At 38.5% G+C, this 12,618-nt stretch carries 11 protein-coding genes and 1 pseudogene; 11 read left to right on the top strand and 1 reads right to left on the bottom strand.

The genetic code is table 11. The features are described 5' to 3' along the window. Window positions 1–153: 153 nt before the first annotated feature. The 8 genes and pseudogenes from hoxE to HEQ36_RS07415 all read left to right on the top strand — a co-directional run. The gene (gene hoxE, locus HEQ36_RS07450; RefSeq protein WP_168635617.1) at window positions 154–666 is read left to right on the top strand and encodes a bidirectional hydrogenase complex protein HoxE; all 513 of its coding nucleotides are present in this window, start codon (window positions 154–156) and stop codon (window positions 664–666) included. Next, complete coding sequence (locus tag HEQ36_RS07445; RefSeq protein ID WP_168635616.1) at window positions 653–2,263, top strand: NuoF family protein; 1,611 nt, start codon at window positions 653–655, stop codon at window positions 2,261–2,263. Before hoxE ends, HEQ36_RS07445 begins: the two co-directional genes overlap by 14 nt. A gap of 74 nt (window positions 2,264–2,337) precedes the next feature. Beyond that, on the top strand, window positions 2,338–3,054 hold the full coding sequence (gene hoxU / locus HEQ36_RS07440) for a bidirectional hydrogenase complex protein HoxU (RefSeq protein WP_053540499.1): 717 nt from the start codon (window positions 2,338–2,340) through the stop codon (window positions 3,052–3,054). A 28-nt stretch (window positions 3,055–3,082) separates the two neighbouring features. Further along, window positions 3,083–3,604, top strand: coding sequence for a DUF3122 domain-containing protein (locus HEQ36_RS07435; protein ID WP_053540498.1), 522 nt, complete (start codon window positions 3,083–3,085; stop codon window positions 3,602–3,604). A gap of 12 nt (window positions 3,605–3,616) precedes the next feature. Then, window positions 3,617–4,162 (top strand): oxidoreductase, encoded by a 546-nt coding sequence (locus HEQ36_RS07430; protein WP_168635615.1) that lies wholly within the window; start codon window positions 3,617–3,619, stop codon window positions 4,160–4,162. Window positions 4,163–4,315: 153 nt separating this feature from the next. After that, window positions 4,316–4,930, top strand: coding sequence for a CP12 domain-containing protein (locus tag HEQ36_RS07425; protein WP_168635614.1), 615 nt, complete (start codon window positions 4,316–4,318; stop codon window positions 4,928–4,930). Window positions 4,931–5,081: 151 nt separating this feature from the next. Beyond that, window positions 5,082–6,530 carry a Ni/Fe hydrogenase subunit alpha gene (locus HEQ36_RS07420; protein ID WP_168635613.1) on the top strand — a complete coding sequence of 483 codons (1,449 nt, stop codon included), beginning with the start codon at window positions 5,082–5,084 and terminating at the stop codon, window positions 6,528–6,530. Window positions 6,531–6,642: 112 nt separating this feature from the next. Then, a pseudogene (locus HEQ36_RS07415) lies at window positions 6,643–6,771 on the top strand (Uma2 family endonuclease); the annotation flags it as partial. Window positions 6,772–7,024: 253 nt separating this feature from the next. Here the strand turns inward: HEQ36_RS07415 and HEQ36_RS07410 are convergent. Then, window positions 7,025–7,414 carry a pentapeptide repeat-containing protein gene (locus HEQ36_RS07410; RefSeq protein WP_053540495.1) on the bottom strand — a complete coding sequence of 130 codons (390 nt, stop codon included), beginning with the start codon at window positions 7,412–7,414 and terminating at the stop codon, window positions 7,025–7,027. A 376-nt stretch (window positions 7,415–7,790) separates the two neighbouring features. Here HEQ36_RS07410 and HEQ36_RS07405 point away from each other — a divergent pair, with 376 nt between their 5' ends. From HEQ36_RS07405 to HEQ36_RS07395, 3 genes are all read left to right on the top strand, one after another. Beyond that, on the top strand, window positions 7,791–8,231 hold the full coding sequence (locus HEQ36_RS07405; protein WP_053540494.1) for a hydrogenase maturation protease: 441 nt from the start codon (window positions 7,791–7,793) through the stop codon (window positions 8,229–8,231). Window positions 8,232–8,329: 98 nt separating this feature from the next. Beyond that, window positions 8,330–11,083: a bifunctional acetate--CoA ligase family protein/GNAT family N-acetyltransferase gene (locus HEQ36_RS07400; protein WP_168635612.1), complete on the top strand. Its 2,754-nt coding sequence runs from the start codon at window positions 8,330–8,332 to the stop codon at window positions 11,081–11,083. Window positions 11,084–11,200: 117 nt separating this feature from the next. Further along, the gene (locus tag HEQ36_RS07395) at window positions 11,201–12,613 is read left to right on the top strand and encodes a glycosyltransferase family 2 protein (protein ID WP_168635611.1); all 1,413 of its coding nucleotides are present in this window, start codon (window positions 11,201–11,203) and stop codon (window positions 12,611–12,613) included. Window positions 12,614–12,618: the final 5 nt, after the last annotated feature.

Here is a 12,618-nt window from a genome sequence, read left to right as displayed (position 1 = left end):
CAGAATTATTAACCGCAGATGAACGCAGATAAAGACGGATAAGTTAATATACATCTCCAGAAAAGTAGAGACGTTCCATGGAACGTCTCTACAAGGGTTCTAGGATAGGCATATTTAATTTTTGGAGATGTCTAATGGATTTTGTGAAAAAATATGAAAACATCAGTTCCACCTTCTTTAACTCATCCCAGTGGAGACAAGCGTTTAAAGATGTTAGACGCAACTATTAAGCGTCATCAATATCAACAAGATGCACTTATTGAAATTCTGCATCGGGCTTCTGAATTATTTGGTTATTTAGAACTGGATTTATTGCTGTACATTTCCCATAGTCTGAAGTTGCCACGTAGTCGCGTTTATGGAGTGGCTACTTTCTATCATTTGTTTTCCCTAGCACCGAAAGGGGTTCATAATTGTGTGGTTTGTACGGGTACAGCTTGTTATGTCAAAGGCTCAACGGTGATCTTAACCCAGTTGGAAAAAGTTACGCAGATTCACGCAGGAGAAACTACCGCAAATGGTCAAATTTCTGTGATGACGGCTAGATGTTTGGGGGCTTGTGGAATTGCCCCTGCGGTAGTGTTTGATGGTGCTATTTTAGGTAATCAAACCCCGGAATCGGTTTGCGAAAAAGTGGGAGAATGGTGGCAAAATGGAACTAAATGAATTATTAGAAATTGCCCAAAAGGAGCTTTCTCAACGGAAATCTCTGCAAATTCGCTGTTGTACGGCTGCGGGTTGTCTCTCTTCTGATTCTCAAGCTGTGAAGGACAATCTGGAAGCATCTGTGAAAGCTGCGGGTTTAGAAGATACTGTGCAGGTTTCTGGTGTGGGTTGTATGCGTCTATGTTGTCAAGGACCATTGGTACAGGTGGAAAACTGGGAAAATCCGCCCGCATCAAAATTGTATCAAAAAGTTACCCCAGAAAATGCAGCAGCAATTATGGCGGGGGTAAATGGAGAAGTCACAAATTTACAGGAGGGTGATTTAAATCAGCCATTTTTTAGCCGTCAATTACCGATTGTCCTAGAAAACAGTGGTAAAATTGACCCGGAACGGATTCAAGCTTACATTGCATCTGATGGTTATCAAGCCCTTTACCAAGTGCTGCGGGAAATGAAACCCAGTCAGGTAGTGGAAACTATTACTAAAAGCGGTTTAAGGGGGCGCGGTGGTGCTGGTTATCCCACAGGTTTAAAATGGGGAACGGTAGCAAAATCAAAGGCTGAGAAGAAGTTTGTAATTTGCAATGCTGATGAAGGTGATCCCGGTGCATTCATGGATAGAAGTGTATTAGAAAGTGATCCCCATCGGGTTTTGGAAGGGATGGCGATCGCTGCCTACTCCATTGGTGCAAATCAAGGCTATATTTATGTTAGGGCAGAATATCCCATTGCTATCAAACGCCTGGAAACGGCAATTCATCAAGCCCAACACTTAGGGCTTTTGGGTTCACAAATCTTTGATTCTCCCTTTGATTTTAAAGTAGAAATTCGCATTGGTGCGGGCGCTTATGTCTGCGGTGAAGAAACGGCGTTAATGGCTTCAATTGAAGGTAAACGTGGTGTCCCCCATCCCCGTCCCCCATACCCGGCTGAGTCGGGTTTATGGGGCTATCCGACGTTAATTAATAATGTGGAAACCTTTGCCAATATTGCGCCGATTATTCGTAAAGGTGCTGATTGGTTTGCTAATATCGGCATTGGTAAAAGCAAAGGCACAAAAGTATTTGCATTAGCTGGAAAAATCCGCAATACGGGTTTAATTGAAGTCCCAATGGGAACATCTTTACAAGAAATTGTCGAGGAAATGGGAGGAGGTGTTCCCGACAATGGTATAGCTAAAGCAGTACAAACCGGCGGACCTTCAGGGGGATGTATTCCTGCGTCGGCTTTTGCTACACCTGTGGATTATGAATCTTTAACCGCCTTGGGTTCAATGATGGGTTCGGGGGGAATGATTGTCATGGATAAAACTACAAATATGGTAGATGTCGCCCGCTTTTTCATGGAATTCTGCATGGATGAATCTTGCGGTAAGTGCATTCCTTGTCGTGTGGGAACTGTGCAATTACACGGTTTATTAACAAAGATTAGTCAAGGAAAAGGTTCGCTCGCTGATTTAGATTTATTGGAGGAACTTTGCGACATGGTAAAACACACCAGTTTATGTGGTTTAGGACAGTCTGCACCAAATCCAGTTTTTAGCACTTTGCGATATTTTCGAGATGAATATTTGGAATTAGTCAGGGAAACTGTCTGAATCAGGATTTCCAGGATTAAAGGATTTTCAGGATTAAGAATTACCAATTACCCATTACCCATTACCAAATTACTATGACTGTAAAAACTTTAACAATAAATGGGGAATTGATTAGCGCTCGTGAGGATGAAACCTTACTAGAAGCAGCGCAGGAAGCTAGTATTCATATTCCTACATTATGTCATTTAGAAGGTGTGGGTGATATTGGTGCTTGTCGTTTATGTTTAGTGGAAATTGCAGGAAGTAATAAATTACAACCTGCTTGCGTGACTAAAGTTACAGAAGGAATGGAGGTGAATACAAATAGCGATCGCTTACAAAAATACCGGCGGACAATTGTAGAAATGTTATTTGCTGAAGGTAATCACATTTGTTCCATTTGTGTTGCTAATGGTAACTGTGAATTACAAGATTTAGCCATAGAAATGGGCATGGATCATCTCCGCTTAGAATATCAAAATCCTCAGCGAACTGTTGACACTTCCCATCATCTTTTTGGCATAGATCATAATCGTTGTGTGCTTTGCACTCGCTGTATTCGTGTCTGTGATGAAATTGAAGGCGCACATACTTGGGATATGGCAGGAAGAGGCTCAAAATCTCATGTAATTACTGATTTAAATCAACCTTGGGGAACTTCCCAGACCTGTACTTCCTGTGGTAAATGTGTGAATGCCTGTCCCACAGGAGCATTATTTGATAAAGGTTCAAGTGTCGGTGAAATGAAACATGATCGGGGCAAAATTGAATTTTTAGTAACTGCAAGAAATAAAAAGCAGTGGAATTTTTAGTCATTAGCATAATTTAAAATGAAATCTCATGTTACCGCATATTCAACAAATATTTAAGCGAATTCTATTAGTAGGGATATTGACAACATTTATATTCCTTGGTTTAGCAAATCTATCATCTGGAAAAGTAATTGCTGCTGTTACTCAGATAGGAAATCCTCCCGAAGAAATTATTTACCGTTCACAAGTGAAATTAGATGATCAATCAGGAAAAGTCTGGCAAGTTGTATTATTTAAACAAGTGTATTCGGATCAACCATCGAATATAAATCTTCGCCTAGTTGGTTTTCCTAGTGTTGGTGAGTTAATTCATCCCCAACCTTTAAAAATCACCTCAACAACAGGTAAAGTTTGGAATGCTGCTGATGTATTTTTAGAGGAAGCCCCAGCACCAACTGTTGGTCAATATGATTTGACAGAAATCTTACCTCAATTACCTCCAGAATCTTTAACTTTATCTATACCCCTTCCCAGTACAAACTTCATTAATATCGCAGTTCCCATTCATGTTGTCAAAGAATGGCAATCATTAATTTCCACTGAAAACTGAAAAGGTGAAAAAATGACTAAAATCAAATTAGCAACGGTGTGGTTAGGTGGATGTTCTGGTTGTCATATGTCCTTTCTCGATTTGGACGAATGGTTAATAGATTTAGCCGCACAATTAGATATAGTTTATAGTCCCTTAGCTGATATTAAAGAATATCCCGAAGGTGTAGATATCGTATTAGTTGAAGGTGCGATCGCCAATGAAGAACATTTAGAATTAATTCACAAAATTAGAAACCGGACTAAAACAATAATTTCCTTTGGTGATTGTGCTGTTACTGGTAATGTTACCGCTTTACGTAATCTTGCAGGTGGTGCTGAACCAGCCCTACAATTAGCTTATATTCAAGAAGCAGATATTAATCAACAAATTCCCAATTCCCCAGGAATTGTTCCCCCTTTACTAGATACAGTTGTCCCTGTGCATAAGGTAGTACCAGTTGATATTTATTTACCCGGTTGTCCCCCTTCAGCACATCGGATTCGTGCCGCACTTGAACCACTATTAAAAGGAGAAAAACCGGAAATTGTCGGCAGAGAAATGATTAAATTTGGTTAATTAGTAATTATAACCAAATAAATACATCCATTATAGCCCCCTCCTTGCTTGCGGGGAGGGGGTTGGGGGCGGGGTTCTTATATTTAACTCAACAGATAACCCCTATATCTTCTTTCTCCTTTCTTTCTGACTCCTATTTTTTCGAGGTGAATTATGTTAACAGCAGCAGATGTAATGACTAAAGATGTGGCAATGATTCGCAGTTCAGCAACAGTCAAAGAAGCAGTTGATTTAATGAAAGCAAGAGATTGGAGAGCATTAATTGTAGATCGTCGTCATGAACAAGATGCTTATGGAATTATCACAGAAAGCGACATTGTTTATAAGGTAATTTCCTATAGCAAAGATCCAAATAAAATCCGTGTTTATGAAATTATGACTAAACCTTGTATTGTCGTTAATCCAGAATTGGGTTTAGAATATGTAGCCAGATTATTTGCTAATCATCATCTCCGCCGTGCGCCTGTAATTAGTGGTAAATTATTAGGAATAATCTCACTTACTGATATCTTAGCCAGAAGTACTTGTTTAGAACAACCGCGCTCATTTTTATTAGAACAAGAATTACAAGATGAAATTAAAAAAGCTCGAATTGTTTGTGCAGAAAAAGGCATCAATTCCGCAGAATGTGCAGCCGCTTGGGATGTAGTAGAAGAAATTCAAGCCGAAATTGCCCACCAACTCGCTGAAAAACCTCTGAAAACTGCCTTTGAAGATTACTGTGATGAATATCCAGAATTCACAGAATCTAGGTTTTATGATTTGTAATTAATATCCGTAGGTTGGGTAGAACAAAATGTATCCCTTACGGGAGCCGTAGCATAACCCAACAAAATCTTTGATAATGTTGCGGAAATGTTGGGTTTCCTTACGTCAACCCAACCTACAATTTTATCTAATTACCAATCACCGATTAATTATGAAAACAATTGTTATTGACCCCGTTACTCGCATTGAAGGACACGCGAAAATTAGCATTTATTTAGATGATGAAGGTCAAGTAAATGATGCTAGATTTCATGTTACAGAATTTCGTGGGTTTGAAAAATTTTGTGTCGGTCGTCCGTTTCCAGAAATGCCAGGAATTACGGCGAGAATTTGCGGTATTTGTCCAGTCAGTCACTTATTAGCATCAGCCAAAACAGGGGATAAAATATTAGCCGTTACAATCCCCAAAACAGCCTCTCAATTACGCCGTTTGATGAATTTAGGGCAAATCATCCAATCTCATGCCCTCAGCTTCTTTCACCTCAGCGCACCAGACCTATTATTGGGCATGGATAGCGAACCCGAAAACCGCAATATCTTTGGTTTAATTGCCGCTGAACCGGAATTAGCCAGAGGTGGAATCCGTTTACGCCAATTTGGACAAGAAATCATTGAATTATTAGGAGGAAAAAAAATTCATCCTTCCTGGGCTGTTCCTGGTGGAGTTCGTGACCCTTTAACAACAGAAAATCGCACCCACATTCAGCAAAAAATTCCTGAAGCCAAAGCCACTGTAATTAGTGCCATAGCTTTATTTAAAACCCTATTAAAAACTTATGAAAAAGAAGCAAAAACTTTTGGTAATTTTCCTAGTTTATTTATGGGTTTAGTCAGTCCTGAAGGTTTATGGGAAACTTATGATGGACATATCCGATTTGTTGATAGTGGAGGAAACATTGTTGCTGATAATCTTGATGCTGCTAACTATCATGAATTTATTGGTGAAGCAGTCCAAGCAGATTCTTATTTAAAATCACCTTATTATCTTCCTTTAGGTTATCCTGATACCACAGATCATTGTCGTTTAGATAGTGGAATGTATCGCGTCGGACCATTAGCTAGATTAAATATCTGTAGTCAGATTGGCACACCTTTAGCAGACACAGAATTAAAAGAATTTCGTAGTTATGGAACCGGAACTGTTAAATCATCATTTTTCTATCATTATGCGCGGTTGATTGAAATTTTAGCATCAATTGAACATATAGAGATTATCCTTGATGACCCAGATATTTTATCAAATCGTCTCTGTGCTGAAGCTGGTATTAATTGCCTAGAGGCAGTTGGTGTTAGTGAAGCCCCAAGAGGGACATTATTTCATCATTATCAAGTTGATGAAAATGGTTTAATGTTAAAAGTAAATTTAATTATTGCTACTGGTCAAAATAACTTAGCCATGAATCGGACAGTTGCCCAAATTGCCCGTCATTTTATCCAAGGTGATAACATAAAAGAAGGAATGTTAAACCGAGTTGAAGCCGGAATTAGGACTTTTGATCCTTGTTTGAGTTGTTCAACTCATGCAATGGGACAAATGCCTTTATTAATAGAAGTAGTGGACACAAATGGCACTATAGTTAATCAAATTTATCATAATTAAGTATTTAGATCCCCGACTTCTCTAAGAAGTCGGGAATCTGGGGATCTGGTATTTTTATGATATAATTTAAGCTAAACTCATATTACCTAAATTTTATGACTCTTGCTACTGATATCAAGATTTACAAGGTAAATTTGGCTATCGTTACAAATCAATTATCCTCCCTAATGAGTCTGTAAAATTGCCATCTCTCCCGGAATTAATCTTAGATTTAACTAAAGTATTCCCAGGAAAAAATTAAGTTATAAAATTAAAATTTACAAAAATTGAGAAAATGTGCTATTTTAATTGTCAAGTGATAAAGTGGGGTAAATATAACAATTCAAAAGAATACTAAGTAGGTGAACATAATAAAACCAAACTGTGTAAAGAAATGTAAAATCGCCCAAACCCTCTTCACTCTTGCCTCTTGCCTTTTGCCTTGCCATAACGACAATTTTCAACGCCAACCTACTTAGTATAAGAATTAGCGGCTGATATAGCCGCACCAGTATCTATAGTTCACTCATACTTACACCTGCTGCAATAGGGTCAAAATTCTTGGGAAAATGGGTGTTATGATCACAGTCTGCCTTTTTTAAATGCGTCCCTTCTAAATTAGCTTGACGCAAATTCGCGGAAAATAACATTGCTCCGCGTAAATCTGCATTTTGTAAATTAGCTTCACTTAAATCAGCAAAACTCAAATCACATCCTCGCAGATTTGCACCCCCAAGGTTGGCTCTACTCAAATCAGCATAGCTGAAATCAGAGCCTTTTAAATCCAAACTTTGTAAATTAGCATCATCTAATTCTGCTCTTTCAAAGTCTCTTTTTCCCATCGTATATTCTTCTACAATCCTAGCAGCACTATTAATTGGTTGTTGAAAATTCACTTCAGGCATAAAACAGCCTCACAATTTATCTAAAAAGTTTAATGGTTTAATGGAAACCATCCAGATTCATAATATTATAACAAATAAGTCAGAAAATAAATGTCCTGTTCACATAAGTTTGTTTTGAGAATTTTTGTGTTTTCTCATAATGTACTCAAATTTTGCTCTTAAGTAGGTGAACACAATAAAACCAATCTATGTAAAGAAAAGTAAAATCGCCCAAACCCTCTTCACTCTTGCCTCTTGCCTTTTGCCTCTTGCCTTGCCATAACGACGATTTTCAATGCTAACCTACTTAGTCTCATATTCAAAATTAAGCTGAAACTGTATGGAGCAAAATTTCCAGAATAGTTAACCGCAGATAAACACAGATAAATTAAAAATAATGAAAGCTACAATAGTGATTGGTTATGGAAATGAATTACTCAGTGATGATGCTATTGGTCCTAGAGTAGCAAATCTCATCAATCTCTGGCATCTATCTCATGTCCAATCTTTAGCAGTTCACCAACTCACTCCAGAATTAGCAGCAAATTTGGCAAATGTCAATTTAGCAATTTTTGTAGATGCTAGTTTGAATTCAGAATTGCAAAATGTGCAAGTAGAATCTATACTACCTACTGAATCTAGGATGATCATAGGACATAGCATTAAGCCTACATATCTTTTAGCCTTAACAAAATCCCTCTATGGTTATAGTCCACCAGCTTGGTTAATAACAGTACCAGGGGTTAACTTTGAATTAGGAGATAGTCTTTCACCAATAGCAGAACAAGGAATTAGTATAGCTTTAACAAAAATCATTAACATTATTAATAAAGGATAAAAAATTCCATTTCTCTTCCTCTCTGCGACTCTGCGTGAAACAAATTCATACCTTCATTCAGCAAAATCCAAAATAATCACAAATTCATAGGAGTATGTATGGAAACATCTAACCAAAGAATTAGCAATAAAGTTTATGATATCGTTAATCCCCTAGATGCGATATTTATTCCCAAAACTGTAGCCGTAATTGGTGCTACTGAAAAACCCGGAAGTGTAGGACGAACTTTGCTTTGGAACTTAATCACTAATCCCTTTGGAGGAACAGTTTTTCCGATTAATCCTCACCGTCATAGCGTATTAGGAATTAAAGCTTATCCGACTATTTTTGATGTTCCCGAAAAAATAGATTTAGCCGTTATCGTTACACCAGCACAAACTGTACCCCAAATTATATCTGATTGCGTTAATGCTGAAATCAAAGGAGCAATCATTATTTCCGCTGGTTTTAAAGAATCTGGAGAAAAAGGTATCGCTTTAGAACAGGAAATTATCCAACAAGCACAAAGAGGAAAAATTAGAATTATCGGTCCTAATTGTTTAGGAGTAATGAATCCAATTTCTGGTTTAAATGCTACCTTTGCCAGTAAAATGGCGCGTCCAGGAAATGTTGGTTTTATTAGTCAAAGTGGAGCTTTATGTACAGCAATTCTAGACTGGAGTTTTCAAGAAAATGTGGGTTTTAGTGCCTTTATTTCCATTGGTTCAATGTTAGATATTAGTTGGGGAGATTTAATTTATTATCTTGGTGATGACCCCCAGACTAAAAGTATTGTAATTTATATGGAATCCATTGGGAATGCGCGTTCCTTCCTATCAGCAGCGCGAGAAGTGGCTTTAACAAAACCGATAATTGTGATTAAAGCTGGTCGGACACCAGCCGCAGCTAAAGCAGCCGCTTCTCACACAGGATCATTAGCAGGAAGTGATGCTGTTTTAGATGCAGCTTTTCGCCGTTGTGGGGTGTTACGAGTCAATAGTATTTCTGATTTATTTGATATGTCGGAAGTATTAGCAAAACAACCCCGTCCCCAAGGTCCCCGGCTAACAATTTTAACTAATGCTGGCGGTCCGGGAGTATTAGCAACAGATACATTAATTGAAAGTGGAGGAGAATTAGCAGCAATTTCTCCAGAAATAATGACTTCCTTAAATGACATTTTACCACCGCAATGGAGTCATAATAATCCTATTGATATTTTAGGGGATGCTGACCCCCAACGTTATACAAAAGCCTTAGAAATTGCGGCACAAGATCCCAATAGTGATGGTTTATTAGTGATTTTAACACCCCAATCAATGACAGATCCTACCCAAACAGCGGCACAACTAAAACCCTACGCACAAATGTCAAATAAACCAATTTTAGCTAGTTGGATGGGTGGTGCAGATATAGCCGAGGGAGAACAAATTCTTAACAATCAAGGTATTCCCACTTATGCTTATCCTGATACAGCAGCGCGAGTATTTAGTTATATGTGGAAGTCGAGTTATAACCTGCGCGGTATTTATGAAACTCCAGTTTTACCGACATTAACTTGTGATGTGAATACTCGCAATTGTGCTAAAGTGGAAAATATTATTCAAGCTGCAAAAACAGCAGGAAGAACAATTCTCACGGAATTTGAATCTAAGGAAATTTTAGCCGCTTACGGTATCCCTGTGGTGGCTGGTTGCATTGCGGAAACTGTGGATAAAGCGGTTGAATGTGCAGAAAATCTGGGTTATCCGGTAGTTTTAAAACTTTATTCTCAGACAATTACCCATAAAACTGATGTGGGTGGTGTGCAATTAAATTTGCAAAATGCAGAATCGGTAAAATGTGCTTTTCAAAATATTCAAAAATCCGTAAAAGAGAAAGCCAAAGCGGAAGATTTTTTGGGTGTAACTGTACAACCAATGATCAAAACTGATGGCTATGAATTGATTATTGGTAGTAGTTTAGATCCCCAATTTGGACCAGTATTATTATTTGGTGCTGGGGGACAATTGGTGGAAGTGTTTCAAGATAGTTCTATTGCCCTGCCGCCTCTTAATACTACCCTAGCACGACGGATGATGGAACAAACCAAAATTTATAAAGCTTTGCAAGGAGTCAGAGGAAGGAAAAGTATTGATATTGCTGCTCTTGAACAATTAATGGTAGAATTTAGTCAATTAGTTGTGGAACAACCTGGGATTAAAGAAATTGATATTAATCCGTTGTTGGCTATTCCTCCCACTCCTATACATCCTGGAGGATTAATTGCCTTAGATGCGCGGATAGTTTTACATTCTGCTGATGTGGAAAAACATCAATTACCAAAATTAGCTATTCGTCCCTATCCTAGTCAATATATTAGTAATTGGAAATTGAACAATGGTACACCAATTACTATTCGTCCTATTCGTCCCGAAGACGAACCATTAATGGTAGAATTTCACAAAACCCTATCAGAAGAGAGTGTTTATTTTCGCTATTTCCACATGATTAAATTGAGTCAACGCATTACCCATGAACGACTCACCCGAATATGCTTTATTGACTATGATCGAGAAATGGCTTTAGTTGCAGAATACCAAAATCCCGAAACAGAAAAGCGGGAAATATTAGCAGTAGGAAGATTAAGTAAATTACATGGTAGTAATGCGGCAGAATTTGCGATGCTAGTTAGCGACAAATTTCAATATCAAGGCTTAGGGACAGAATTACTCCGCAGATTGCTAGAAGTTGGTAAAAACGAGAAAAGTTGCTGTATCTATGCTGATATTTTAGCTGACAATTCAGGTATGCAGCGAGTATGTGAAAAACTTGGGTTCCAAATCACAAATACAAGTGATACAACAGTATTAAGGGCAGAAATTAAACTTTAAATGGGGGTTGCTGAAAAAATTTTTCAGCAAGTTATAATTAGGTGGACAGGAATCTGTTACAGTATTAATCTGTAAATAAAAGCTACATAGCATAGATGTTTTTGAATTATGTAACCTATGCCGGCGAATTCCTGTCCTGAAAATGATGCTTATAACGGAAACTCTGATCCCCTTGACTCTATCTTTACTGACCTATCAGTAGATGAGGAATCAGAAGTAAGGACGGATTCCGCGTCTCTACCACCAGGCCGATTTAAAGGACGTAGAGGCAAAGCTGCTCTAGTTTTAACTATAGTCTGGAGTGGTACTATTACCTTGCATTTAGTTTCCTGGGGTTCGATATTTGTCCTCGGACTGACAACAATGCTAGGTATTCATGCTTTGGGGATTATTTTTGCCAAACCCCGTCACCATTCCCAAGAGATAGAGGGGGATTTGCCTTTTGTCTCTGTGTTAGTGGCTGCTAAAAATGAGGAAGCGGTAATTGGCAGATTAGTTAAAAATCTGTGTAATCTGGAATACGGTAATGGTCAATATGAAGTCTGGATTATTGATGATAATAGTACAGACAATACACCCCAATTACTCGCCCAACTCAAGCAGGAATATCAACAACTCAATGTATTTAGGCGTGATTCTGACGCTATTGGCGGCAAATCGGGGGCATTAAATCAAGTATTACCACTGACAAAGGGAGACATTATTGCTGTATTTGATGCTGATGCCCAAGTTACACCGGATTTGCTATTACAAATAGTTCCTTTATTTCAAAAAGAACAGGTAGGGGCGGTACAAATGCGTAAAGCGATCGCCAATGCTAAGGAAAATTTTTGGACTCAGGGACAAATGGCGGAAATGTTGTTGGATATTTGGTTTCAACAACAGCGCACTGCTATTGGTGGGATTGGTGAACTCCGCGGAAATGGTCAATTTGTCCGTCGTCAAGCTTTGGCTAGTTGCGGTGGTTGGAATGAGGAAACTATCACTGATGATCTGGATTTAACTATCCGGTTACATCTAGACAAATGGGATATTGAATGCGTTTTTTATCCTCCGGTGCAAGAAGAAGCGGTCACCAATGCTACAGCCCTTTGGCATCAACGTAACCGATGGGCAGAAGGTGGTTATCAACGTTATTTAGACTACTGGGATCTGATTCTCAAAAACCGCATGGGGACAAGGAAAACCTGGGATTTGTTGATCTTTATGGTGACAATGTATATCTTACCGACAGCAGCAATACCAGATATTTTCATGGCGATCGCTCGTCATCGTCCCCCCGTATTAAGTCCTGTAACTGGCTTATCTTTGGGAATGTCAGTAGTAGGAATGTTTGCTGGTTTAAAGCACGTCCGTTCCGATCAACAATTTAAACCATCTACCTATTTAATGGTACTTTTCCAAACCCTTCGCGGCAGTTTATATATGTTGCATTGGTTAGTAGTTATGGGTAGCACGACGGCGCGAATGTCTTTCCGACCAAAACGCCTCAAATGGGTAAAAACTGTCCACACAGGTGTTGAGAAATAAGGAAA

This window comes from Anabaena sp. 54, assembly GCF_017355725.1.
GTDB classification, from domain to species: Bacteria; Cyanobacteriota; Cyanobacteriia; order Cyanobacteriales; family Nostocaceae; genus Dolichospermum; species Dolichospermum heterosporum.
The sequence above is the reverse complement of the archived record's forward strand: the minus strand, read 5'-3'. Positions and strand labels throughout refer to the sequence as shown.

Bases quoted from the DNA above. Each gene is read 5' to 3' on its own strand.
- HEQ36_RS07445 (WP_168635616.1), top strand. From the start codon at position 653: ATGGAACTAAATGAATTATTAGAAATTGCCCAAAAGGAGCTTTCTCAA.
- HEQ36_RS07400 (WP_168635612.1), top strand. From the start codon at position 8,330: ATGGAAACATCTAACCAAAGAATTAGCAATAAAGTTTATGATATCGTT.
- HEQ36_RS07430 (WP_168635615.1), top strand. From the start codon at position 3,617: ATGACTAAAATCAAATTAGCAACGGTGTGGTTAGGTGGATGTTCTGGT.
- HEQ36_RS07395 (WP_168635611.1), top strand. From the start codon at position 11,201: ATGCCGGCGAATTCCTGTCCTGAAAATGATGCTTATAACGGAAACTCT.
- hoxE (WP_168635617.1), top strand. From the start codon at position 154: ATGAAAACATCAGTTCCACCTTCTTTAACTCATCCCAGTGGAGACAAG.
- HEQ36_RS07405 (WP_053540494.1), top strand. From the start codon at position 7,791: ATGAAAGCTACAATAGTGATTGGTTATGGAAATGAATTACTCAGTGAT.
- hoxU (WP_053540499.1), top strand. From the start codon at position 2,338: ATGACTGTAAAAACTTTAACAATAAATGGGGAATTGATTAGCGCTCGT.
- HEQ36_RS07425 (WP_168635614.1), top strand. From the start codon at position 4,316: ATGTTAACAGCAGCAGATGTAATGACTAAAGATGTGGCAATGATTCGC.
- HEQ36_RS07435 (WP_053540498.1), top strand. From the start codon at position 3,083: ATGTTACCGCATATTCAACAAATATTTAAGCGAATTCTATTAGTAGGG.
- HEQ36_RS07410 (WP_053540495.1), bottom strand. From the start codon at position 7,414: ATGCCTGAAGTGAATTTTCAACAACCAATTAATAGTGCTGCTAGGATT.
- HEQ36_RS07420 (WP_168635613.1), top strand. From the start codon at position 5,082: ATGAAAACAATTGTTATTGACCCCGTTACTCGCATTGAAGGACACGCG.